14 protein-coding genes, 2 pseudogenes and 1 riboswitch are annotated in these 23,350 nt (G+C 67.1%); of the genes and pseudogenes, 6 read left to right on the forward strand and 10 right to left on the reverse strand.

Going from position 1 to position 23,350, the window contains the following annotated elements:
• Positions 1 to 712: 712 nt before the first annotated feature.
• Together H7A87_RS19730 and fucP are read right to left on the reverse strand one after the other, a co-directional pair.
• A complete protein-coding gene (locus H7A87_RS19730; RefSeq protein ID WP_104585593.1) occupies positions 713 to 1,078 on the reverse strand; it encodes an L-fucose mutarotase in 366 nt (121 codons plus the stop codon).
• Complete coding sequence (gene fucP / locus H7A87_RS19735; RefSeq protein WP_119129886.1) at positions 1,075 to 2,379, reverse strand: L-fucose:H+ symporter permease; 1,305 nt, start codon at positions 2,377 to 2,379, stop codon at positions 1,075 to 1,077. The genes H7A87_RS19730 and fucP overlap by 4 nt, the downstream gene beginning before the upstream one ends.
• Positions 2,380 to 2,559: 180 nt before the next feature.
• On the opposite strand from fucP, the gene H7A87_RS19740 reads away from it, so the two are divergent.
• From H7A87_RS19740 to H7A87_RS19755, 4 genes and pseudogenes are all read left to right on the forward strand, one after another.
• Entirely contained in the window at positions 2,560 to 3,309 is a 750-nt protein-coding gene (locus tag H7A87_RS19740) for a helix-turn-helix domain-containing protein (RefSeq protein ID WP_104585589.1), read from the forward strand.
• A gap of 625 nt (positions 3,310 to 3,934) precedes the next feature.
• A riboswitch (yybP-ykoY riboswitch) is annotated at positions 3,935 to 4,063 on the forward strand.
• Positions 4,064 to 4,109: 46 nt separating this feature from the next.
• Positions 4,110 to 4,694: a manganese efflux pump MntP family protein gene (locus tag H7A87_RS19745; protein ID WP_104649912.1), complete on the forward strand. Its 585-nt coding sequence runs from the start codon at positions 4,110 to 4,112 to the stop codon at positions 4,692 to 4,694.
• 149 nt (positions 4,695 to 4,843) lie between these two features.
• Positions 4,844 to 4,960 (forward strand): annotated as a pseudogene (locus tag H7A87_RS19750) (manganese efflux pump); the annotation flags it as partial.
• Between the two features lie 149 nt (positions 4,961 to 5,109).
• Positions 5,110 to 5,226, forward strand: a pseudogene (locus tag H7A87_RS19755) (manganese efflux pump); the annotation flags it as partial.
• 182 nt (positions 5,227 to 5,408) lie between these two features.
• Here H7A87_RS19755 and H7A87_RS19760 read toward each other — a convergent pair.
• The 3 genes from H7A87_RS19760 to H7A87_RS19770 form a co-directional block, all read right to left on the reverse strand.
• On the reverse strand, positions 5,409 to 8,858 hold the full coding sequence (locus H7A87_RS19760) for a PAS domain-containing hybrid sensor histidine kinase/response regulator (RefSeq protein WP_119129887.1): 3,450 nt from the start codon (positions 8,856 to 8,858) through the stop codon (positions 5,409 to 5,411).
• A gap of 404 nt (positions 8,859 to 9,262) precedes the next feature.
• Positions 9,263 to 11,617: an NdvB protein gene (locus H7A87_RS19765; RefSeq protein ID WP_180497052.1), complete on the reverse strand. Its 2,355-nt coding sequence runs from the start codon at positions 11,615 to 11,617 to the stop codon at positions 9,263 to 9,265.
• Positions 11,618 to 11,679: 62 nt separating this feature from the next.
• The gene (locus tag H7A87_RS19770; protein WP_119129889.1) at positions 11,680 to 13,062 is read right to left on the reverse strand and encodes an MFS transporter; all 1,383 of its coding nucleotides are present in this window, start codon (positions 13,060 to 13,062) and stop codon (positions 11,680 to 11,682) included.
• A gap of 158 nt (positions 13,063 to 13,220) precedes the next feature.
• On the opposite strand from H7A87_RS19770, the gene H7A87_RS19775 reads away from it, so the two are divergent.
• On the forward strand, positions 13,221 to 13,805 hold the full coding sequence (locus H7A87_RS19775) for a gluconokinase (protein ID WP_119129890.1): 585 nt from the start codon (positions 13,221 to 13,223) through the stop codon (positions 13,803 to 13,805).
• 572 nt (positions 13,806 to 14,377) lie between these two features.
• Positions 14,378 to 16,108, forward strand: a complete 1,731-nt coding sequence (locus H7A87_RS19780) for a PQQ-binding-like beta-propeller repeat protein (RefSeq protein WP_180496813.1) — start codon at positions 14,378 to 14,380, stop codon at positions 16,106 to 16,108.
• A gap of 90 nt (positions 16,109 to 16,198) precedes the next feature.
• Here H7A87_RS19780 and H7A87_RS19785 read toward each other — a convergent pair whose 3' ends face one another.
• The 5 genes from H7A87_RS19785 to H7A87_RS19805 all read right to left on the reverse strand — a co-directional run bounded on the left by H7A87_RS19785 (position 16,199) and on the right by H7A87_RS19805 (position 23,221).
• Positions 16,199 to 16,426 (reverse strand): hypothetical protein, encoded by a 228-nt coding sequence (locus tag H7A87_RS19785; protein WP_180496814.1) that lies wholly within the window; start codon positions 16,424 to 16,426, stop codon positions 16,199 to 16,201.
• Positions 16,407 to 16,856 carry a 3-dehydroquinate dehydratase gene (locus H7A87_RS19790; RefSeq protein WP_164739707.1) on the reverse strand — a complete coding sequence of 150 codons (450 nt, stop codon included), beginning with the start codon at positions 16,854 to 16,856 and terminating at the stop codon, positions 16,407 to 16,409. The genes H7A87_RS19785 and H7A87_RS19790 overlap by 20 nt, the downstream gene beginning before the upstream one ends.
• 10 nt (positions 16,857 to 16,866) lie before the next feature.
• Positions 16,867 to 17,301 (reverse strand): hypothetical protein, encoded by a 435-nt coding sequence (locus H7A87_RS19795; protein ID WP_119129893.1) that lies wholly within the window; start codon positions 17,299 to 17,301, stop codon positions 16,867 to 16,869.
• A gap of 287 nt (positions 17,302 to 17,588) precedes the next feature.
• Positions 17,589 to 21,443, reverse strand: a complete 3,855-nt coding sequence (locus H7A87_RS19800; RefSeq protein ID WP_119129894.1) for a translocation/assembly module TamB domain-containing protein — start codon at positions 21,441 to 21,443, stop codon at positions 17,589 to 17,591.
• A complete protein-coding gene (locus H7A87_RS19805) occupies positions 21,440 to 23,221 on the reverse strand; it encodes an autotransporter assembly complex family protein (RefSeq protein ID WP_104584372.1) in 1,782 nt (593 codons plus the stop codon). The genes H7A87_RS19800 and H7A87_RS19805 overlap by 4 nt, the downstream gene beginning before the upstream one ends.
• Positions 23,222 to 23,350: the final 129 nt, after the last annotated feature.

Raw genomic sequence — 23,350 nt, forward strand, 5'->3', positions numbered from 1 at the left:
GGGCACCTTCTCCCGCCTGCGGGAGAAGGAAGCAGTTGTCCGGCCGGGACTGCGATGCGACCGGAACGGCTCCGCCATCCAGGTGAATGTTTCCGGGTCGTAGATCTGGCCGGCAACGCCAAGGACTGAGCACCCAGCCCCTCATCCGCCCTGCGGGCACCTTCTCCCGGGCGCGGGAGAAGGAAGCGGTTGTCCGGCCGGGACTGCGATGCGGCCGGAACAGCCGCCATCCAGGTGAACGTTTCCGGGTCGTAGATCTGCCCGGCAACGGCGAGGACTGAGCACGCAACCCCTCATCCGCCCTGCGGGCACCTTCTCCCGCCTGCGGGAGAAGGAAGCGGTTGTCCGGCCTAGACTGGAATCCGGACGGAACGGCTCTGCCATCCAGGTGAACGTTTCCGGGTCGAAGATCTGGCCGGCAACGGCGAGGACTGAGCACGCAGCCCCCTCATCCGCCCGGCGGGCACCTTCTCCCGCACCCGGGAGAAGGGCGTGGTCGGCGTTGGCTCAGGTGGGGTAGGCGTCTGCGCCATGTCTCCACCGTCGGGCGTCTGCAGCATGCTGCCAGTCAGCCGTTCGCCAGGCCGAAGACGCAGACCCACAAGCGCACCACCCGATATTGCCAGGCCGGCCGGACCGCAGCCCCGCCAAGCGACTGCTCCCTTCTCCCGCAAGCGGGAGAAGGTGCCCGAAGGGCGGATGAGGGGCACGGCTAGCGCTGCGCGTCGATCGCCGCACTCAACGCAAAGATCCGCCCCGCCTCGCGCCACTTCTCCCCAGGCGCGCTGCCCGGCAGCGGTTTCTGAAACCGCCACATCAGGTCTTCCCAGGCCTGGATCCGCGGATCGGCCGCATCCCGCGCGGCCTTGGCCGCCGGATCGTAGGTGTCGCCGACCTCCATCAGCATCACCAGCCGATCGCCGCTGCGGAAGATCTCCAGCTCCAGGATGCCGGCCTGCTGCAACGAGGCCACCACTTCCGGCCAGACCTCGCTGGGCCGATGCCAACGCTCGTACTCGGCGATCAACTGCGCATCGTCGTGCAGATCCAGCACGTAGCACAGCCGCCGCGTGCTCATGCGCCCGCCCCAGCAATCACCGGCGCCGCGCGCCGTGCGCGCAACGCGAACAGCAGGATCACCGCAAAGCACCCACCCGGCACCACCATCGCCCAGTGGATACCGGCCAGGTCCGACACCGCGCCCATCACTGCCGTCAGCAGCGCACCGCCAATGATCGACATCACCAGCAAGGACGAGCCCAGCTTGCGCGCATCGTCATGCATGCCGTCCAGGCCCAGCGCAAAGATGGTCGGAAACATCACCGACATGAACACGCTTGCCGCCACCAGCGCATACAGGCCGGTCCAACCGGGGAAGGCAATCGCCACCGCACACAAGACCAGATTGATCGTGGCGAAGCTCGCCAGCAACCTGGCCGGCGCCAGATAGCGCAACAACGCGGTGCCGATGAAGCGGCCGGCCATGAACAGCACCAGCGAGATGGTCAGATAGGTGGCCGCGCTTTTTTCCGGCGTGCCCGGCACCGCGTCCTGCAGATAGCGGATCAGATAACTCCAGATGCCAACCTGCGCGCCCACGTAGAAGAACTGCGCCACCACCGAAAACACGAACAGCCGGTTGCGCAGCAATTCGCTAAAGCGTGCGCGCCTGGGCGCAGCCTCGCCCGCGCCGGCATCACCGGTGGGAAAGCGCACCAGCGCAATCAGGATCGCCCACACCACCACCACCGCGCCGATCACCAGGTACGGCGTCTGCACCGCCGCCGATTCGGTGGCGAAGAACGCCGCGCGCGCGGCCGGCGTCATCGCCGCCAGCTCGGCCGGGGTGTGCTCCACGCCGGAGAAGATGAAGTGCTGGCCGACCAGCACGCCGGTGATCGAGCCCAACGGGTTGAATGCCTGGGCCAGGTTCAACCGCCGTGCCGCGCCTTCTGCCGGGCCGAGCACGGTCACCAGCGGGTTGGCGGTGGTTTCCAGGAACGCCAGGCCGCTGGCGATCACGAACAAGGCCAGCAGGAACAGCCAGTAGGTATGCACCTGCGCGGCCGGATAGAACAGGAACGCGCCGCATGCATACAGCAGCAGGCCCAACACCACGGCCGCCTTGTAGCTATAGCGGCGCATGAACATCGCCGCCGGCATCGCGAACACGAAATAGCCCAGGTAGAACGCGCTCTGCACCAGGCCTGCCTGCAGGTCGGTCAGCTCGAAGGCCTTCTTGAACTGCTTGATCAGGATGTCGTTGAGGTTGTTGGCCATGCCCCATAGAAAGAACAGGCTGACGATCAACAACAGGGGAACCATGGCGGTACGCGCCAGGTTGCCGCGCGGTGACGCGGCAATGTCACTGTGATGCATGCGACCGATCCCCTCCCAAGGCTGTGGCGCTTGCGTTGCTGTGCGGCGAGCGTACTGCGCAGGCCAGCACCATGCAAATATAAAAACTTTGTTTATATTTGCACGCGAGGGCCGACCCTCACCGCTGCCCGCAATGCCTGTACCCTGGCGCGCCGCAGCCTTGCCTGGAGCCGCAGACGGATGAGCACCGAACCCGCCAAGTACCGCGCCCCCGCCCTGGACAAGGGCCTGGACATCCTCGAGCTGCTCGCCCGCCAGGCACAGCCGATGAGCATGGGCGCGATCTCGCAGGGCATCGGTCGCTCGCGCGGGGAGATCTTCCGCATGCTGCAGGTGCTGGAGGAGCGCGGCTATCTCACCCGCGACGGCGAAGGCGACTATGTGTTGACCAATCGGCTGTTCATGCTCGGCATGCAGCAGCCGCAGGTGCAGAGCATCAGCGAAGCGGCGTTGCCGGTGATGCGGCGGCTGGCCGATGCGATCTATCAGCCCTGCCACCTGGTGGCACCGTCCGGCGACCAGATCGTGGTGATCGCGCAGATGGACGTGCCCAGCGACCTGGGCCTGGTGGTGCGCCCGGGCCATCGCCGCCCGCTGACCCATTCCAGTTCCGGGCTGGTGCTGTTCGCGTTCCAGCAGCCGGAGGTGCAGGCGCGCTGGCTGGACATGCTCGACGCCAGCGAGGTGCCGTTCGAGCGTGCGCAGTTCCTGGCGGCCGCCGCGCAGGCGCGCAACGATGGCTATGCCATGCAGCCCAGCGAAGCGGTGGTGGGCGTGGTCGACCTGACCGCACCGATCCTGCAACGCGGCAGCGCGACCTATACGCTGACCGTCCCGTTCATCGCGCGCCGCCCGGAGCTGGTCGGCCCGCACGCGGCGCTGCAGGCCTTGTGCGCGGCGACAGCGGAGATCTCCGCAGCGTTGCTGTAGCAGCGGCCCGGGCCGGGCGTTTGTTTGCGTCGGTGCTGGTGGCTCCCCGCTGCGCGCTGCCGGCGGTTGGCTCTGGCGTCTACCCGCTGCGCGGCTGAGCCTGTGCGTGTAGCGCTGGGTGATTTTTCCGGAGTGCTGCGGCTGCGAGGGCAGCCTGGCCATCGCGCTCCACGCGACCGGTGTCGCGTGCACCCGCTGCGGCGTCGCAGGCCGCGCACATCGCAGTGTTCCGGAGAGCGGCATCGGTGCATGTTGCTGATCGCTGCACGCCTGCATCGGCGTCCTGAAAGACAGCGGCAAGCCGGCGCCGGCGCATGCACGCACGCACGTCCAGCCACGGAGTTCCATATCGCACTGCTTGCAGCACATCCCACATCAGCGGCTTTTCCCCAACGTTTTTCGCTGCCTGCTTCATCGGCGTGGAGACCGTTCGTCATCATAGCCAAGGCAATCGGGCACCACATCCGACCGGTGGGTGGACCTGCCGTCCGGGCCCTGGCGCCTGGAAACAAGGCAAAAACCCGCGTAAATCCCGGGTCGCAATAGCCACGGCTATAAAGATCAGACCGACCTTCGCGTGCAGTGCAGGCGCACCGAACGCGGCCATGCGTTGCTACACTGCGCGCCCCCTTGGGGAGTAGCCTGCTTTCGTCCATCGAAAGCGCCTGCATCAACATACTCGGCCATTGCGCCGTGGTGCAGGCAACCAATCGTGGTTTGGCGAGACCAGCGGCATGCGCGCACAACAACGGTTGGCGCGGGCGCATGTCGTTGCGATCGTGCCCAACCCGAGAATGTCGATGTCCCCGTTTTCCATTGTGTTGATCGGTTTTGCGATGTCCACCGATGCGTTTGCCGCAGCGATCGGCAAGGGCGCGGCCATGCGCAAGCCGCAGTGGCGCGATGCGCTACGCGCCGGTTTGATCTTCGGCAGCATCGAGGCGATCACCCCGGTGATCGGCTGGCTGCTGGGGCGCGCCGCGTCCAGCCACCTGCGTGCGTTCGATCACTGGATTGCCTTCGTGCTGCTCGGCGGCCTGGGCGTGCACATGATTGTGGCCGGCCTGCGCAACGAAGCCGACGAGATTGAAGATGCAGCTGCCGACACGCCAAAACGGCACGGCCTGCTCGCCCTGGCCACCACGGGTTTTGCCACCAGCATCGATGCGATGGCGGTCGGCGTGAGCCTGGCGTTTCTGGACGTGCATATCGGCGTGGTGGCGGTGGTGGTCGGGCTGTGCACCTTCAGCATGGTCACCGCAGGCGTCATGCTGGGCCGCGTGCTCGGCAACCTGATCGGCAAGCGCGCCGAGATCCTCGGCGGCGTGATCCTGGTGATCGTCGGCAGCGTCATCCTCTACGAACACCTCAGCGGTGCCGCATAGCACGCAGCATTCTCCGGTAGGAGCGCACCTGGGCGCGACGAGGCGTTATCGATAAAGCCCCTCGCGCCCAGGTGCGCTCCTACGATGCAGGGCAGTGCGCTCCGTGCATGACCACCGCAGGCGTCAAGCTGGGCCGCGTATTAGACCGCGTGCTGGGCCGCGTGCTCGGCAACCTGATCGGCAAGCGCGCCGAGATCCTCGGTGGCGTGATCCTGGTGATCGTCGGCAGCGTCATCCTCTACGAACACCTCAGCGGCGCCGCGTAGCACGCAGCAGTCTGCCGTAGGAGCGCACCCGGGCGCGACGAGGCGTTATCGATAAAGCCCCTCGCGCCCGGGTGCGCTCCTACGATGCAGGGCAGTGCGCTCCGTGCATGACCACCGCAGGCGTCAAGCTAGGCCGCGTATTAGACCGCGTGCTGGGCCGCGCGCTCGGCAACCTGATCGGCAAGCGCGCCGAGATCCTCGGCGGCGTGATCCTGGTGATCGTCGGCAGCATCATCCTCTACGAACACCTCAGCGGCGCCGCATAGCACGCAGCGGTCTGCCGTAGGAGCGCACCTGGGCGCGACGAGGCGTTATCGATAAAGCCCCTCGCGCCCGGGTGCGCTCCTACGATGCAGGGCATGCGCTCCGTGCGCGGTCGGCATCGTGGGATGTTTACTCGATGCCGCCTGCATCGCCGCATGTCGCGGTGATGGCAGGGATGCACCCGTCAGCGCGTTTTCGCATCGTGATGCGCACTCAGGAACGCGCGTAACGAGGCCGGCTTCACCGGTTTGGTCAGCAGGCGATAGCCACGTTCGCGCGCGAGCTGCTTGAGTTCATCGCGGCCATCGGCGGTGAGCAGCGCGCCGGCAATCGGTGCAGGGGCGGCGGCCTGCAGCGCATCCAGCGTGTCCAGGCCATCGAGCCGGTCGTGCAGGTGGTAATCCACCAGCATCAGGTCCGGTTGCTCGCGCGCGCGTTCCAGCGCCTGGTCCACCGTGCTGGCGGTGATCACCTCCACCTGCCAGCGACCGAGCAAGGCGCGCATGCCGTCGAGGATCTCGCGGTCGTTGTCCACGCACAGCACGCGCAGGCCCGCCAGCGAATCGCCGCTGGGCAGCGCGCGCGCCACCGCCGCCGGCAGCACCGGTGGCAGCGGCACTGCCGCCACGCGCGGCAGCAGGATCGAGAACATGCTGCCGCGGCCGACCTGGCTGCGCGCGCTCAGGTCGTGGTCGAGCAGGCGCGAGATGCGCTGGCAGATCGACAGGCCCAGCCCCAGGCCCTGCTCGCCCCAGTCGAACGGCTGCTGATAGCGGCGGAACTCTTCGAAGATCTGCCGCATGTGGTGCTCGGGAATGCCCGGGCCGGTATCCCACACCTGCAGCTCCACCTGGTCGCCGCGGCCGCGCATGCCCAGCACGATGCGGCCCTGGCGCGTGTAGCGCAGCGCATTGGCCAGGAAGTTCTGCATCACCCGGCGCAGCAGACGGCGGTCGCTGCGCACCCACCGCGGGCGGGCGTGCACCTGCAGCTGCAGGCCGCGGCTGGACGCCACCGGGGCGTATTGCGCGGCCAGTTCATGCATCAGCGCGCTGGCATCGAAGTCCTCGACCGTGGGCCGCAGGCCGCCGGCATCCAGCCGCGAGACGTCGAGCAGGCCATCGAGCAACTCCTCGGCCGCGCGCAGCGAGGCATCCACGCGCTCGGCCAGATGGCGTTGCTCCTCGTTGTTCTGGTGGCTCTCGCGCAGCGCCGAGGCGAACAGCCGCGCGGCATTGAGCGGCTGCAACACGTCGTGGCTGATGGCAGCCAGAAAGCGCGTCTTGGATTGCTGGGCCAGCTCGGCCTCGCGCGAGCGATCGGCCACGCGCTGTTCCAGGTTCTCGTTGGCGTCCAGCAGCGCACGTTCGGCACGCTTGTAGTCGGTGATGTCGTTGTAGCTGGTGACATAGCCGCCACCGGGCAGCGCCTGGCCACGCATCTCGATCACCTTGCCGTCGCTGCGGGTGCGCTCGAACACATGCGGCGAGCCGGCGCGCATGTGGCGGATACGGCGATCGATCTGATCTTCGATATCGCCCTCGCCCAGCTCGCCGCGCTCGGCGTTGTAGCGGATCAGATCCGCCACCGGGCGGCCGACATACAGCATGCCGTCCGGATAGCCGAACAGCTGCTGGTAGCGGCGATTCCACGCGGTCAGGCGCATCTCCGGGTCGACCACACTGACCGCGGCGCTGATGTTTTCCAGCGTGGTGGACAGGATCTCGCGATTGAAGCGCAGCTCCTGGCCGGCCTCGTCCAGCACCGCCACCACCTCGCCCAGGTCCATGCCCGAGCCGCGCAACAGGCTGGTCAGCACCAGGCGTGCGGAGGCCGCGCCGATCGAGGCGGCCAGCAGGCGCTCGGTGAACTGTACCCAGGCGCGATCGGCCACCACGGTGGGCTGCAGCTCGCGCTCCAGCAGCACCGCCTGGTCGACGAAGGCGCGGTGCGCATGCCGCTCGCCCACCACGCGCTCGGCCAGGGCCTGCAGGTCGGCCACGCGCACATGCCCGGGCCAGTCGCCGGCCACCGCCGGGCGCTGCGCGTACGGGTCCAGGAATGGCGCGGCGCGCAGGCGTTCGTCCACCCCGGGGCGCCAGCGTGCGGAGACCAGCATCATCGCGCCGACATTGATCAGCAGCGACCAGAACGTGCCATGCGCCAGCGGGTCCCAGCCATGCATGCCGAACAGTTGCTGCGGCTGCAACCAGGCGATGCCGAACGGCCCGTCCACCAGCCAGTCCGGCTGCAGCCAGCCCGCGCGCGTGGCGGCCGGCAGCAGCAGCGTGTAGATCCAGGTCATGAAGCCCAGCACCATGCCGGTCTCCACGCCCTTGCGGCTGGCGCCGCGCCAGTACAGCCCACCGATCACCCCGGGTGCGAACTGCGCCACTGCCGCAAAGGCCATCAGGCCGTAGGCAGCCAAGGTGGTGTCGTTGGCCACGCTGCGGTGGTAGCCGTAGGCGATCAGCGCCAGCAGCAGGATGGCGACGCGGCGGATCCACAACACCCGCGAGGCCACCGCCGCGCGCGCATCGGCGCTGCCACGGCGGCGCAGCAGCACCGGCATCACCAGGTCGTTGCTGACCATCGTGGCCAACGCGATGCTGGCCACGATCACCATGCCGGTGGCGGCGGAAAACCCGCCCACATACGCCACCAGTGCCAGCACGGTATTGCCCTGGCTCAGCGGCAGCGCCAGCACCACCGCATCGTCGACCACCGTACTGCCCTTGCCGAACAAGGCCACGCCGGCCGATGCGATCGGCACCACCATTGCCGAGATGATCACCAGGTAGGCACCGAACAACCAGCGCGCGCGCCGGATATCGCCGACGTCGCTGCATTCGACCACCGCCACATGGAACTGGCGCGGCAGGCAGATCACCGCCAGGAAGCTGAGCAAGGTCTGCGAAATGAAGCCCACCGACGGGGTGTGCTCGAACAAGGTGCGCGCCGAGTCGGCGATGGGCACCTGGTGATCGCTCAGCCACACCCAGGCGAACAGGCCCACCGCGACGATGGCGATCAACTTGATCACCGACTCCAGCGCGATCGCCAGCATCATGCCGCGGTGGTGTTCGGTGGCATCGACCTGGCGGGTGCCGAACAAGGTCGCAAACAAGGCCATCAACAGCGCCACGTACAGCGCCGGGTCGGCAAAGATGCCGCGCCCGGCACTGCTATGCCCGGTCAGCACCTCCAGGCTCATCGCCACCGCCTTGTACTGCAGGGCCAGATACGGAACGATGCCGACCAGCGCGATCACCGCCACCAGCGCCGCCAGCCGCCGCGAACGGCCATAGCGCGAGGAAATGAAATCGGCGATGGAAACGGTGTTCTCGGCGCGTGCGATCAACGCCAGCCGCTCGATGATGCGCCAGCCGAACAGCAGCAACAGCAGCGGGCCCAGGTAGATTGGCAGATAACCGATGCCGTTGCGCACCGCCGAGCCGACCGCGCCGTAGAAGGTCCACGACGAGCAGTACACCGCCAGCGCCAGGCTGTAGACCGCTGGCCGCAGCCACGGCCGCTCCGGGTACAGCGGACGACGGTCACCCCACCACGCCACGCCAAACAGCAGCGCGGCATAGCCGACGGAAACCAGCAGCAGGATCCAGCTTGAGACCAAGGGGCGTTCCTAGGCGGCGCGAGGCGAGCCTGGGAGTTTACGCAGTGGGGAATCGGGATTGGGGGTTGGGGGTTCGTGCCGGAGTGGTTGGCGGAGAGTTAAGCGTCAGACGCCCCTCATCCGCCCTGCGGGCACCTTCTCCCTCACGCGGGAGAAGGGAGTGATCCGCGTTGGCTCAGGCGTGGTGTGTTCGCCTGGACCACGTCTCCCTACTAGGCGTCTGCAGTGCGCTACCGGTCAGCCGTTTGTTGTTCCGCCAGGCCGATTCCGCCACGCCGAAGCTTCAGATCCAAAAAAACGCCCACATGAGTGGCTGAGCCGCTCCGGCCGGATCGCAGTCCGGCCGGTCAATGCCCCCCTCTCCCGCCTGCGGGAGAGGGTGCCCGAAGGGCGGGTGAGGGCCGTCAGCCCGGCAGGCGCACCTGCACCCGATACGTACGGCCGGCGACGATGCCGTGCACACGCTGGTCCGGGCAAGCGGCTCCATCCACGTCAACATCTACCTGCGTGCGTCCCGGCTCCCGTGTCAGCGTCACCTCGAACTGCGCGCCGCGGAACTGGCGTGCCACCTGCGCGTGCGGCCAGTGCGTGGGCAGCTGCGGGCGGATCGCCAATGCATCGCCCTCGCCGACCAGGCCGAACAGGCCTTCGAGCACGCAGCGATACACCCAGGCCACCGTGCCGGTGTTGAACAGCTGGCTGGACCGCCCGGCCGTGCGTGGATATTGATGCCAGGCGCCGCGATAGTAATTGGGCAACGACACCGGCAGATGGCCGCGCTGCAGCACGTCCTCGCGGGTGGGGCCGGGCAGCATTGCGCGCAGGATCTCCCAGGCGCGGTCGGCTTCGCCGACCTGGTACAGGCTGTACAGGTAGAACGCCACCGCATGGTTGTAGACCGCGCCATTTTCCGCGGCCCCCGGCCACTTCTGCGTCAACCGGCCCACGTCGTCGCGCATATGCGTGTACGCCGGGGCCAGCATCACCGGCCCGTACGGCGTATGCAGCTGTTCGCGCACCGCCTCCAGCAAGGCGTCGCGCTGCGCGGCATCGGCGGTGCCGGCCAGCAGCGCAAAGCTCTGCGGATTGAGATAGATGCGTCCTTCCACATCGTCGGCGATGCCGAAGCGCACGCCGTCGTCGGTGATGCCGCGCGCATACCAGTTGCCGTCCCACAGTTCCCGATTGGCATCGGCGTTGACCGTCTGCACGGCCTGCGCAAACGTTTCTGCCTGCGCGCTTCGCCCATGCGCTGCACAGATGCCCGACCACAGCCGCAGTGCATACGCGGTGGCCACGGTGAGCCAGCCGGACACACCCTTGCCGCGCCAGCCGACCATGTTCATCGGGTCGTTCCAGTCACCCTGGGCGATGAAACTCAGGCCGCGGGCGTCGCGTGCGTCCAGCAACCATTGCATGGCCGCATCCAGGCGCTCGGCCACGCTCAGCGCCTGCCCGTCCTGCGTGCGGACCACCGCGTCGAGCACGCTGGCATCGCCGGTTTCGGCCAGATAGGCGCTCAGGAAGATCGGCAACCACACGCAGTGATCGGTATGTGGCACCTGGTTGATGTATTTCAGCTCGGCGCCTTCCACCAGCAGGATGCCGTCCGGCATCGCACCGCTGGGTTCCTGCTGCGAGAGCGCGTGCAGCAACGCCGCGCGTGCGGTGGCCGGCTGCAGGTAGGCCATGCCCATGTGGTCCTGCAGATAGTTGCGCGTCTGCGGATCGGTGGTCAGGCGATTGACGTCGCCGTGATAGAACACCTGCCGCGGCAGCCAATGGTTGACCAGGTTGTCCAGGGCCGGATCGGGCGTGGCGATCTGCGCGCAACCCCGCCCGCCCTGCAGATACTGCGCGTAGTCGCGCGCGGCGGCGGCAAAGCCAGCTTCGGACAGATAACGCGCACGCAGCGCGGCGATCTCCGCATCGTCCTTGGCCGGCCCGAACGCGAAGCGGTACACGCTTGCCGCATCGGCGTCCAGCGTCAGCCGGTACTGCAACGCGGCGGCCGGGTTCTCGTAGTGCGCATCGCTATTGCCCAGCTGCTCGGCCTGGATGGCCGAGGGCGCATGCAGGCCACCCTCGCCTTCGAAGGCCGTCTGCTGCGCGTCCCAGGCCACCGGCGGCTGCTCGTGCAGCAGGAAGGTGCAGTCCTTGAAGTCACGCTGGCGGAAATAATCCTGCACCTTCTGATACGGCGTCACGCTACGGCAGACGATGCCGCCCAGCGCCGGCTCGTAGGCGCCGCCCTGATGCATCCACGACATGTAGCCGATGGGGAAATACGGATACAGGCTGAGCCGGCGTGTGCGGCCGGACAGGTTATGCACGCGGCACTCCCACAGCTCCACCGCATCGTCGGTGGGCAACGCCACGCACAGCTCCACCACGATGCCGTCATGGCGCACCCGCCAGCGCACATCGTGCTTGCCGGCGGAAAACGCAAACTGCTCCGGCGGCGCGCGCACCGGTTCGTGCGGCACCGAATACAACGCGCCGCTGTCTTCGTCCTTGAGATAGAAGAAACGCCCGGGATGATGCGCGTAGTAGGGCTGCTCGGGCATCATGAAGTTGCGCGCCTCCAGCAGTGGCGCATGGGCATACTTGGCCGGCTCCGGCTGCATGAACTGCCCGGTGGCGTAACCACGGCAGGTGAGCTGCAGCATCATGCGGCGGTTCCACAGGAATGCGCCCGCGTTCGGCATCGCAGTGGGGCTGTAGAGCGCATACCGCGTGCCGTCGGCGCTGGGCGCCAGCAACGCGGACAGATCGTCGTTGGACGTGGTGCTGGAATCAGCCTGGGAAAGTGCGGACACGGTCAGCGGTGCTCCTGTTCGTCGCGCTTGCGCGCGGCCAGTTCGTGTTGGATGCGGCGCAACAGGCCGTCATCGAGTGGATAGAAACGCATGGTCCAGGCTGCCAGCAGCGCCACCGCGCCCGGGATCACCGTCAGCAGCAGCACGATGCCGGTCAACGACCCGGCCGACTGTGCGCTGTTGGCCACATAGCCCATGCCCGCCAGCACCCAGGCGATGCCGGCCGACGCCAGCGCGCCACCGAGCTTCTGCGAGAAGGTCGCGGCGGCAAAGGTCATCGCGGTGGCGCGCCGGCCGGTGCGCCACTCGGTGTAGTCGGCGCTGTCGGCATACATCGAAAAGGCCAGCGGCGACTTCGGCCCCAGCGCCAGCCCGATCAACATGTTCAACGCGAAGATCGCCCACACCGCATCGGCAGGAATGAAAAACATCAGGCAGCTCAACACCCCCACCATCGCCATCAGCGCGGTCATCAACTGGCGCTTGTCCCAATGCCGTGTCAGCAGCGGCGTGATCGCCGCGCCCACCGCCAAGGACACCGAATAGCCGCCCAGGAACAGCCCGGTCAGCTCCGGCCGCTGCACGTAGTACTTGAGGTAATACACGCCCGCACCGCCGCGCATGACGATGGTGATCATGATGATCAACGACAGCACGAACAGCACGCACCAGGGTTTGTTCTGCAGCAGGTCGGCGATGTCCCGGCGGACCGGCGTGCGCTGTTGCGGCGGTGGCTGCACGCGCTCGCGCGTGGTCAGCGCCACGGTCACGAACAGCGCCACCGCCACCGCGCCGTACAGCATCATCGTGCGCTGCCAGCCCAGCGCATCGTTGCCGGCACCGAGCCACGCCACCAGGTCCAGGGTGCAGTAATTGACCAGCGTGGTGCCGGCGAACGCGGCGATGAAGCGCAGGCTGATCAAGCTGGTGCGCTGGCTGCTGTCGGCGGTGATCACGCCCGACAATGCCGAGTACGGAATGCTCACCACGGTGTAGGCCAGCATCATCACCAGGAAGCTGATCGTGGCCCACCACATGCGCCCGTTCTGGTCCAGCGCAGGCGTGGTGTAGGCCAGCACACCGGTCACCGCCATCGGCACCGCGCCCCACAGCAGGTACGGGCGGAACTTGCCCCAGCGGCTGCGCGTGCGATCGGCCAATGCGCCCATCGCCGGATCGGCGATCGCATCGGCGATCTTGGTCAACAGGATCATCGTGCCCACCGCCGCTGCCGGCAGATGCATGGTGTCGGTGTAGAAGATCAGCAAGAACGCGGAGATGTTGGCCCAGTACAGATTCAGGCCCAGATCGCCGGCGCCGTAGCCCAGCTTTTCGCGCCAGCGCAGGCGCGCCGATGCAGGAGACGGTGCAGGCGATGACGGCATCGGCAGACCCTGGAGTGCGTTGAACCGGGCCGAGCGCGCCGTTACGCTGGGCGGCCCGCTCACCTGGCGAGGAGCGCCGACGCTACACCACGCATCGGCTGCCGCCAACGTGAAATCCGGCAAAATGCCGAATCGCTCCGGAGATATAACCTGACGTGATGGACACCGCAGCCCCCGCTACACCCGCGTCCGCTTCGCCCCTGGCCATCGTGGTGATGGGCGTTTCCGGCAGCGGCAAGACCACCATCGCGCAGGCCCTGGCAGCGCATTACGGCTACCGTTTTCTAGATGCCGACGATTACCACAGCGTGGCCGCACGCGCGCAGATGGCCGCAGGCCAACCGCTCACCGATGCGATGCGCTTGCCGTGGGTGGAGTTGCTGGCGGCCACCTTGCGCGACTGCGTCCAGGCCGGCGAGTCGGTGGTGCTCGCGTTCTCGGGCTTGCGCGGCACGCATCGTCAATTGCTGCGCCGCAGCGGCATTCCGCTGCGCTTCGTGTTCCTGCACGCGGCCCCGCACGTGATCGCCGCACGCCTGAGCGCGCGCGCCGGCCATTTCATGCCGGCCAGCCTGCTCGACAGCCAGTTGCAGACACTGGAATTGCCGCTGGACGAAGCCGACGTGGTATCGGTGGATGTGGACGCCACGGTGGCGGAGGTGGTGCAGGATGCCATCGCGCAGTTGGCGCTGATCGCGCCCAGTGCGGTGCACAGCGTCGCGCCCTCGCCTCAAAGCGCCTGACGTAAAAGATAACGCAGCCCTGCATGGCTGTTCCCTTCTCCCTCCGGGAGAAGGTGCCCCGAAGGGGCGGATGAGGGTAGCTGCGAAGCCACGCAATCCAGTCTCTCGTGTGGCATCGCCCCCGTACCCCTCACCCCAACCCCCGCTCCGCGCCCCGGCCGGCGTTTGCGACGCGGGCGCTCCAAGGCACGCGCGCCAGTGGCGCGCAAACAGTGCCTTCTCGAACCCTGGGGAGAGGGGCGCTGTTCAACACCGTGACCAACCTGACAAGGTGGCGCAAAATTTCCTGGTTACTTTTTGCAGACCATTGATTTGCAGGCGATACGCCGGTCTCGCGGCCAATCATTTTTCCTATCGCGGCTGATGCAGATAGTGATGAATCATCAGCATTTGTGCGAATACCGAACAGGCTGAACGCAATTTTTGCGAGCTGGTCGTACCAGATGCGACCGGACCCGACCGTTGAATGAATGCAGCGACATGCGTGTGTTGCATGGTCTCGCCGATCGGCCATCTTCACCCGGCAGATCCGGGGGGATCCAGCGCTTCCTTCCATCTATGGACATGCCGTGATGACACATTCAATTCGCCGCTTGCGATTTCGCAGTTTGACGCTCGTTCCCTGCCTGCTTGCCAGCGCAGTGGCTTTCGCCCAGCCCGGCCCCGCAACCGCACAACAGCCGGTGTCGTCCCTGGATACCCAGGCCTTCGCAGACTCCAGCCAGATCTGGCGCAGCTTCGGCAAAGACCTTCCGTTCGCCAGCCCCACCAGTTGGACCACCGCTGGCGGCGGCTACTTGAACCAGCGCTTCGCGCCGGGCGAGTGGAAGATCAACCGCACCACCGTCAAGGGCCTCGTCCCGGCATGGACCCTGACCACCACCGGCGACATCTCGGCCACGCCGAGCGTGGAAGGTGGCACGTTGTACGTGCCCGACTGGGGCGGCACGCTGTATAGCGTCGACACCCAGACCGGCAAGCCGAACTGGCAGGCCAAGCTGTCCGACTACACCGGCAATGCCAACTCGGTGACGCGCAACACTCCGGCCATCAGCGCCAACAGCATCATCGTCGGCGACCAGGCCGCCGGTACCGTGCTGGCCATCGACAAGAAGACCGGCAAGCTGCTGTGGAAGACCACCGCCGAAGCCAACCCGCAGGCGCGCATCACCTCCTCGCCGGTGATCTACGGCAACCGCATCTACGTGGGCATTTCCTCCGGCGACTGGGGCAACCTGGATTCGACCCACACCTTCAGTTTCCGCGGCAGCGTGGTGGCACTGGATCTGAGTACCGGCAAGAAGGTGTGGCAGTTCTACAACGTGCCCGAGGGGTATACCGGCGCATCGGTGTGGGGCCAGGTGGCGATCGATCCGATCAGCCGCCGCCTGTATTTCGGCACCGGCAACAACTACAACATTCCCGCCAGCGTGGGTAACTGCGTCTCCAACGCGCGCTCCTACCGCGGCAGCGAACTCACCGTGCAGGACGAACTGGCGTGCATGGCCCCGGACAACTACGTCGACTCGGTGGTCTCGTTGAATCTGGACACCGGCAAGCTGGTCTGGGCCGACCGTGCACAAGGCTACGACGCCTGGAACCTGTCGTGCATCGTGGCGCCCACCAATGGCCTGTGCCCGAACACCCAGGCAACCAACCTGACCGGTCCTGATTACGACTTCGGCGGTGCCGGCGTGCAGCTGTTCACCGTATGGCGCGACGGCAAGGCGCAGCAACTGGTCGGCGCAGGGCAGAAGAGCGGCATCTACTGGGCCTTCGACGCCAAGACCGGTGCCAAGGTGTGGTCGACCCAGGTCGGCCCCGGCGGCACCACCGGCGGCGTCGAGTGGGGCACTGCGTTCGACCCCTACAAGTCGCAGGTCTACGTGGCCATCAACAACAGCACCAACGCCACCTACACGCTGGGACCGGACAACACCCAGAGCCACAACGGCGGCTCGTGGGCCGCGCTGGATGCAGCCACCGGCAGGATCAAGTGGCAGGTCAAGGTGCCCGGCATCAACCGCGTGAATCCGACCGTGCCGGCCGGCGGCCAGGGCTCGCTGACGGTGTCGCCGAACCTGCTCTACGCCGGTTCGATGGCCGGCAACATGGTTGCCCTTGATGCCGACACCGGCGCCACGCTGTGGAACCACGACGCCACCGGCTCGGTGCTCGCCTCGCCGGCCATCGTGGACGGCGCGCTGTACTGGGGCGCCGGCTACGGCCGCTTCAACTTCGGCACGGCGGCGACGGCCAACCAGCTGACCAAGTTCGTGCCGGAGGCCAGCCCGGCCAAGTAAGCCTCAACCCGGGTGATCTGCGTCGAACGACGCGCAATCACCGCAGGACGACGACGCCACCTTCCGGTGGCGTCGTTGTGTGTCACGCCGCTACAGCCGCGTGACCTGGCACAAGCGGATCTGCCCCGTTTCCAGCCCGTGCGCCTCGGCCGCGCGGCGGCGCAACGCGGTGACCAGCCCGGCGGCATCCAGCACGCCATCGGCGGGCACCTCCACGCTGTGGGCCAGCTGCCCCCACAGCACCGGCCGACCGTCGCAATAACCCTCGTAGTCGGCGAAGTAATGCAACTGGCGCAGCTCAGGTACCGACGTGGACATCGCCCTGGATCTCCGTGCAGCCCAGATGTTCCAACGCAATCTCCAGCCCCAGCAGATAGCTCTGCGCGCAGTAGCCGCGCACCGTCGCGATGCGTTGCCCGAAACCCTCCGGCAGGCAACGCTCCGGTCGGTCCACGCTATCGTCGTGGGCCTCCACGAACGGATACGGCAACGCCCCCAGCACACGGTGCAGGCGCGCACTGTCCACGCAGCTGCCCGGATCGATCAACGCGATTTCCATCCGCGCCTGCCCGGCCACGCGCAAGGCATCCAGCAGCTCCTGCTCCGACCCGCAGGCACGCAGCGCCACGGTCTTGCCCGCATCGCCCGCGCACGCCACCAGTTGGCGGATCACCGCCCGCGGCAACGGCTGCGGCCCACGCACCAACGGCAACGATGCCTCCGGACCACGCACGATCATGATCGACATGGCGGCCTCCTCAGGCAGCGGCGCGCAACGGCGCGCACAGGGATGGCAGGCAGCGCGCGGCAATCCCCAACGACATCGCATAGGCGCGCGGCGCGTCGTGCGGCGTGATCACCACCGCCAGCGGCGCATGCTGCGGATGCAGCCACGGCTCCAGCTCCTGGTCGGCATCGGTATGCAGCTCGATGTAGGGCGTGTGCAGCGCATCCAATGCCGCACGCAATGCCGTCGCATGCACCTGCGCACGCGCGGACGGCGCCAGATCACCCGAATCCAGCAGCACCAGCTCCACCTCGGCATCGCCACCGGCGGCCTGCAAGCCGGCGATCAGGCCATCGACATCGGCGCACGCCAGCGTGCGCAACGCACGGCCGGCACACTCGGGCAGCTGCAGCGGCGCCAGCTGCGCCGGATCGGCCTGCGGACCTTGCAAAATCAGGATACACATCGTGTTGGACTCAACGCACCACAGTGCGGGAGTGCCAAGGTAGGCCTGCCGGGCATAAAGGGGCTATTTGCGCGCTGGTGCGCCGGCATAAAAAGTGCGTAATGCCTGCGCGATGCCGGTGTGCCGCGCCCGGCGACGCGGCACAGCTTGTAGATAAAACTGCAGCGCTCGACCTGGCGATGCCTCACGCATGGCCGAACATCCTCGATATCCGCATTGCGCCAAGCCCAAACCTGACACATGCGGCGCCACGCGCACCACGTGATGCACTGGTGCGCGATTGGCTGTTACTTCTCCCGCCGCCAGTTCACCGAGCCCTTGGTCTCCACCGTGCTGGATTCGGCTTCGATATCGAACCCGCGGCTGAGCAGGTATTTCAGTGTCAGGACCGAGCCGCTGCCGACCATCGACACGCCATAGCCGACGTAGAGTTTGGGCGAGAGGTACTTGCCGAAGCCCACCACTGAGCCAACGGTGCTGGATTCGCTCACCCCCGCCTCGTCCAGGCCGAGCTTGGCGCCGATCTGCGAGGCGATCAGGCTGCTGCCGGCCGACAGCGCAGCCGAGGCGGCGCTGACCTGCTGGGTTTCGTCGCTGCTGGCGGTGGACAGGCCGCGGCCGAGCACCAGGTAGGACAGCGCTTCGGATTGCGACATCGCCGGCTCGGACCACACGTCGGCACGCGGCGATTCGGCGCGTCCACTGACGTCGATACCGGCGGTGACATCGCCGACCTTGCGTTCGGCGCGCAGGCTCACGCGCGGGTCGGAGACGATGTTGTTGTTCCAGGTCAGCTGGCCGCGGCTGATGGTCAGATCCTGGCCATAGGCCTTGTAGCGACCGCGCACGTCCAGCCCGCCATTGGCGGTCATCTCGCGGCCCGGGCGCGCGCGGATCTGCATCTGACCGCTCAGCCCGCCCTTCAGGCCGAAGCCGCTCATGTTGACCTTGTCGCCCAGCACGATGGCCAGGTCCATATCCAGCGGCGAGGCCGGCGCTTCTTCCGGGTCCACCGGGTCCAGCACCACCACGTCCTCGGACACCGAGGTGCCGCGATCCAGGCGTTCCAGGTCGATATCGGCTTCGGGCACGGTGACCTTGCCGCGCAGTTGCATGGTGTTATCGGTGATGCCGAACTGCATGTCCGGGTTGGCAATGATGCGCAACTCGCTGGTGTTGTAGGCCAGCACGTTCTGGCCGCGGATATTCAGCAGCAACGGCGTGCTGGTGCCGAACCACGACAGCCCGCCATCGATGTTGAGCGTGCCTTCGCCCGACTTGGCCGATGCGGTGATCTTGGCCGAGCCATCCGGCAGTGCGTCGAAGCGTCCCTTGCCCTCGCTCAGGGTCAGGCCCATCGACGGATATTCGGCGGTGAAGTTGCTCAAGGTGGCATCGCCGCCCAGCAGCGGTTTGTCGCGGGTGCCGCGCAGGCTCACATGGCCTTCGACCAGGCCCTTGGGCTGCACCACATCGGCCACCACCAGCTCCAGCCAGTACAGCCGCGACATATTGAGATACAGCTCGCCGTTGAGCGGGGCGTAGGCGTCCCAGCCGGTGTTGAACTTGGCATCGACAAAGCCGGCGCCCTGGAAGCCGATACCCAGCTTGGCCTGGATCTGCTGCGGGGTGAAATCGGCCTGCACGCTGAACTGGTCGTAGCGCAGCAACTCGCCGCGATTGGGGTTGCCGGCCACCGCCGCGTAGCGGGTTTCGCCCAGGCGAATGCCGCCTTCGGGCGAGGCGATGCGGAACGAGCCTTCCCAGGCATTGCCGCGCGGCTTGAAGCTGCCGTCCAGCGACAAATCGCCGCGCAGGTAGATCTGCCGCCCCTCCTGCTTGGGCAGCCACGGCTGCACCAGCGACAGCGGCAGTGCATCGCCGTGCACCACCATGCCCTCGCGCGGCCAGTTGGCGCTGGCGCACAGCGCGCCACCGGTGGCTGCGCCCAGGCAGGTGTCTGACAGCGTAAACGCGGCGCCATCGGTGCTGAACTGCGCCGGCTGGCGCAACGCCCAGGCATCGCCCTTGGCGGGTGCGATCCGCAGCGTGGCGACCTGGCCCTGCCAGCGCTCGCCATTGCGACGGACATCGCCCTGCAGCGCGAGGTTGGCCATGCTGTTGGCGATCTCGGCATCCAGACGCAGCGCTTCCACCGCACCGCGTGCCTGCACGCGCACGCTGTCCAGCACCACGCCGGCTTCGATCGCGGTGCCCTGCAAGGCCAGTTGCCCGTCGCTGCCGCGCCACGGCAGGCGCCCACGCAGGCTGATGCTCTGCGCGCTGTAGTCGTTCCAGCGCAGGCCATTGCCGGCGATGTCTGCGGTGATGTCCGGGGCATCGCGCTTGCCACTAACCTGCAGCTGCCCGCGCACCGTGCCGGTGGCGCCGGGCAGGACGTCGTCCAGCTGCAACGGCTGCAGTTGCGCGGCGATATCGAGCTGGTCGCCGACCTTGCCCTTGGCGTTGATGCGGCTATTGCCCAGCGACAGCTGCAGTTCGCCTTCGCCCTGTTCGCCACGCAAGGCGAACTTGCCGTTGGCCGACAGCGCGCGCTGACGCAGCTGGCCGGTCAGGGTCGGGATATCCGCCGTGGCTTCGAAGCCCGGCGATACGCCGCCGGCCGGCGCCGGCAGCTGGCGGCCCTTGGAAGCGACCTTGCCGGAGAGATTGCCGTTCCAGCCCGGCGCAAAATAGCCCGGGTCGAACTTGGCCAGCTGGGCGGTGACATCCCATTCCAGCTCCGGGGTCCAGCCCACTTCGCCGGTGAGATCCAGCGAGCCGCCCGGGGTCCTGGCCTGCACCTGCTTGAGCTGGGCGCGCTGATCGTTGCCGCGGCTGTCGAACACCAGCGCGGCCTGCTGCCCGTCGCGCTCCAGCGTGGCGCGGCCGATCGCCGCCCATGCCTTCAGGGTGCCGGCCACGCCCAGACGCGCATCGACCAGTTCCACCGGCACCACCGGCGCATCGGGGGTGGCCGGGTCCGGCGTCGGGGTGAAGCGCAGGCCGCTGGCATTGACCGCGAAGCGGAAGCTCGGATTCTGCGTATCGCGGAAATCGGCAGTGCCACGCAACTGCGCGCGGCCTTCGAAGGCATCGATCACCAACGGCTCGACGGTGATGACCTGGTCCAGCAGGCTGATATGCGAGGGCTGCAAGCTGGCGCTCAACTCGCCCTGCTTGACGCTGCCTTGCAGGTCGGCGTTGCCGCCCTTGCCGGAGGCCTGCAGGTTCAGCGCGATCGGTGTGGCCGGGGCGGCGTACTGCCCGTTGGTGGCCGGCATCAGCAGCGAGGTATCCAGCGCCTCGGTGACGGCCTTGAAGGTCCAGGTCGGATCATCGCGCCCGGTGAACACCAGGCTGGCCTGCAGCGGCGCCGGCGCGCGGCCGGCGATGGCCACTTCCATCTTGTCCAGATCGCCGCGTGCCACCAGCCCCAGGCTGGCCGGGGTGCGCCCACGCGCGGCCGGCAGCACCGCGGTGGCGGTCAGGTCGGCGCGGTAATCGTCGTTGGGCACGTAGTCGCCATGCAGGCGGAAGTCGCCCATGTCGGTATCGACCACCAGATTGCGCGTGCGCAGTTCGCCGGTGGCCACTTCCAGCCCGCCCTGCACCTTGTGCAGGACGATCATCGGCTGCTGCAGCTGGGTGATGCGCAGGTTCTCTACGTCGATCTTGTCGGCCTGTATCGCCAGCGGCACGTTGATCTGCGGCAGCGACTCGGGCCAGCTCGGCAGCGTGAACGGCTCATCGCTCTTGCCCAGATTCAACGTGGCATTGCTGACCTGCACGGCATCCAGTTGCAGCTTGCGCCCGAGCAACGGACGCAGGTCCGGTTCCAGATACACGCGCTCGGCGGTGAAGTGGATGTCCTGATACCGGAAATCGACATCGCGCAGGGTCAGCGGGCCGGCCACCGGGCCTTCGACCTTGCCATAGGTAAAGCTGGCACCGACCGGCAGGCGCGCGGTCACCTGCGCCAGCAATACATCGCGCCCGGCCACGGTCTGCAGCAGCCAGTACACCGCGATCAGGGCCAGCAACACCAGCCCCAGCAAGGTCAGCCCGGAGCCCACCCAGAACCGGCGGCGGCGGTAGAAACGCGCGCGGCGCGGTGCGGGGGGCGGCGTCGGTGTGCTCACAGGTTGGCCCCGATATCGATATAGAGCTGGAACTGCGAGTCGGGATCGTTCAAGCCATGCGCGATGTCCACGCGCACCGGGCCCACCGGCGAGCGCCAGCGCAGACCGAAGCCGATGCCGGTGTGCCAGTCGGGCGTGTCGTCGAACGCGCTGCCGCTATCGACGAACACCGCGCCGCCCCAGGGGCCGCCCTTGAGGTAATGCTCGTATTCGGCGCTGGCGGTGACCACGTTCTTGGCACCGAGCGCGAATTCGTCCGGCTTGGGCGTGCGCGGGCCGACTTCGCGGAAGGCATAGCCGCGGATGCTGTTGGCGCCACCGGCAAAGAAGCGCAGGCTCGGCGGCATCGCCACCAGATCGCTGGTCCAGGTGGTGCCGCCTTCGCCGCGCAGGATCACCCGGCCATTGTCGCCGGCGCCCAGGAACCAGCGCAGCTGGCCATAGAGCTGGCCGAAATTGGTGTCCGAGCCGGCGCCTTCGGCACCGCCGCGGATGAAGGCCTGCCCGGACACGCCGCTGCGCGGGAACAGGCGGTCGTCGACATTGACGTAGTTCACTTGCAACTGCGGATAGATCAGCGTGGAGGTTTCATACACCGCGCCTTCGAAGTCGTCACCGCTGCTGAAACGCCAGCGCTCGCGCAAGGCATTGATCGAAGCGATCGCACTCCAGCGCTCGTTGATCTGGCCGCTGCGGCTGCCGGTGAGTTTGACGTTGCGCAGGTCAATGTATTCGGTCTGCTCGTCATAGAGCCGCGCCGAGGCGGTGTACCAGCCATCCAGCCAGCGGAACGCCGGCACGCGATAGCTGGTGGTCAGGCTCTTTCGGTTTTGCGCGTAATCCAGCTGCGTGTCCATCTTGTGGCCGCGCGAATTGACATAACGCCGCTCCACCCCGCCACGCACACCGGCACCGCTCTCGCTGCCGTAGCTCAGGCCGGAGGTGTAGACGGTGCGCTTGGCGCGGGTGAGCTTCACATCCACCGGCACCCGGCCCTGGTCGTCGGCTTCTTCCGGCTTGGGCTGGATATCGATGGTGCTGAAGTAATCCAGCTTGGTCAGCGACTCGCGCAGGCGATCCAGCTTGCCTTCGTGGTAGTAGCTGCCCTCGTCCCAATACACCAACGGCTCGAACAGGCCCGGACGGAAGTAGTCGTAGTCGAAGCGCACCTTGCCCATGTCGTAGCGGCGGCCGCTATCCCAGTTCAGATCGATATCGGCAGCGTGCTCGGCGCGCGTCACCGCGACGCGGCGCTGGGTGAAGTCGGCATCGAAGTAGCCACGCTCGGCCAGCCGACGGGTGATGCGCACCTTGCTCGCTTCGTATTGCGGGTGGCTGAAGACCTGGCCTTCGCGCGGTTCGAACTGCTTGAGATCCTGGCCCAGGTAACGGTCCTGCTCGGCCCAGCCGGTGATGGAGATATGCGACTGCCGCACGCGCACCGGCTCGCCGCGCTCCACGGTGATCACTACCGTCACCTTGTCGCCGCTGCGCGGCGCGGCCAGATCGATGGTCGGCGAGTAGTAGCCGAACGGTTCCAGCGCCTCGCGCGTCTGCCGTTCGGCCTGCGCCAGCAGATACTCCAGTCGCGACTCGCCCTGCTCCTTGCCCACGGCCTCATACAGAGACAGGGAGACCTCGATGTTCTCGATCATCTCGGCGTCGGCGTCGTCGTCCAGGCCCTTGATTTCGATCTTGTCGATGGTGGCCCGGGCAACCGCTTGCAGCGGAACGAGCAGAGTGCACAGCAGGGAGAGAGCAAACGCGACTTTAAGCATCTACAAAGGATACCTAGCCTAGGCGTGAAGGGACAAAAAATCTAAACAATCTCGACTATCCGCAGGCGCAGGGGCTGGTTAGAGTCGAACTGTTGTTAACGTTTCGTTGACAGCGATGCCGCGCGGCCT

It is taken from the genome of Xanthomonas sp. CPBF 426 (assembly GCF_903989465.1).
Lineage (GTDB): Bacteria > Pseudomonadota > Gammaproteobacteria > Xanthomonadales > Xanthomonadaceae > Xanthomonas > Xanthomonas euroxanthea.

Coding starts and splice junctions, on each gene's coding strand:
- H7A87_RS19730 (WP_104585593.1), bottom strand. CDS start 1,078: ATGAGCACGCGGCGGCTGTGCTACGTGCTGGATCTGCACGACGATGCG.
- fucP (WP_119129886.1), bottom strand. CDS start 2,379: ATGCATCACAGTGACATTGCCGCGTCACCGCGCGGCAACCTGGCGCGT.
- H7A87_RS19740 (WP_104585589.1), top strand. CDS start 2,560: ATGAGCACCGAACCCGCCAAGTACCGCGCCCCCGCCCTGGACAAGGGC.
- H7A87_RS19745 (WP_104649912.1), top strand. CDS start 4,110: ATGTCCCCGTTTTCCATTGTGTTGATCGGTTTTGCGATGTCCACCGAT.
- H7A87_RS19770 (WP_119129889.1), bottom strand. CDS start 13,062: ATGCCGTCATCGCCTGCACCGTCTCCTGCATCGGCGCGCCTGCGCTGG.
- H7A87_RS19775 (WP_119129890.1), top strand. CDS start 13,221: ATGGACACCGCAGCCCCCGCTACACCCGCGTCCGCTTCGCCCCTGGCC.
- H7A87_RS19780 (WP_180496813.1), top strand. CDS start 14,378: ATGACACATTCAATTCGCCGCTTGCGATTTCGCAGTTTGACGCTCGTT.
- H7A87_RS19785 (WP_180496814.1), bottom strand. CDS start 16,426: ATGTCCACGTCGGTACCTGAGCTGCGCCAGTTGCATTACTTCGCCGAC.
- H7A87_RS19790 (WP_164739707.1), bottom strand. CDS start 16,856: ATGTCGATCATGATCGTGCGTGGTCCGGAGGCATCGTTGCCGTTGGTG.
- H7A87_RS19795 (WP_119129893.1), bottom strand. CDS start 17,301: ATGTGTATCCTGATTTTGCAAGGTCCGCAGGCCGATCCGGCGCAGCTG.
- H7A87_RS19805 (WP_104584372.1), bottom strand. CDS start 23,221: ATGCTTAAAGTCGCGTTTGCTCTCTCCCTGCTGTGCACTCTGCTCGTT.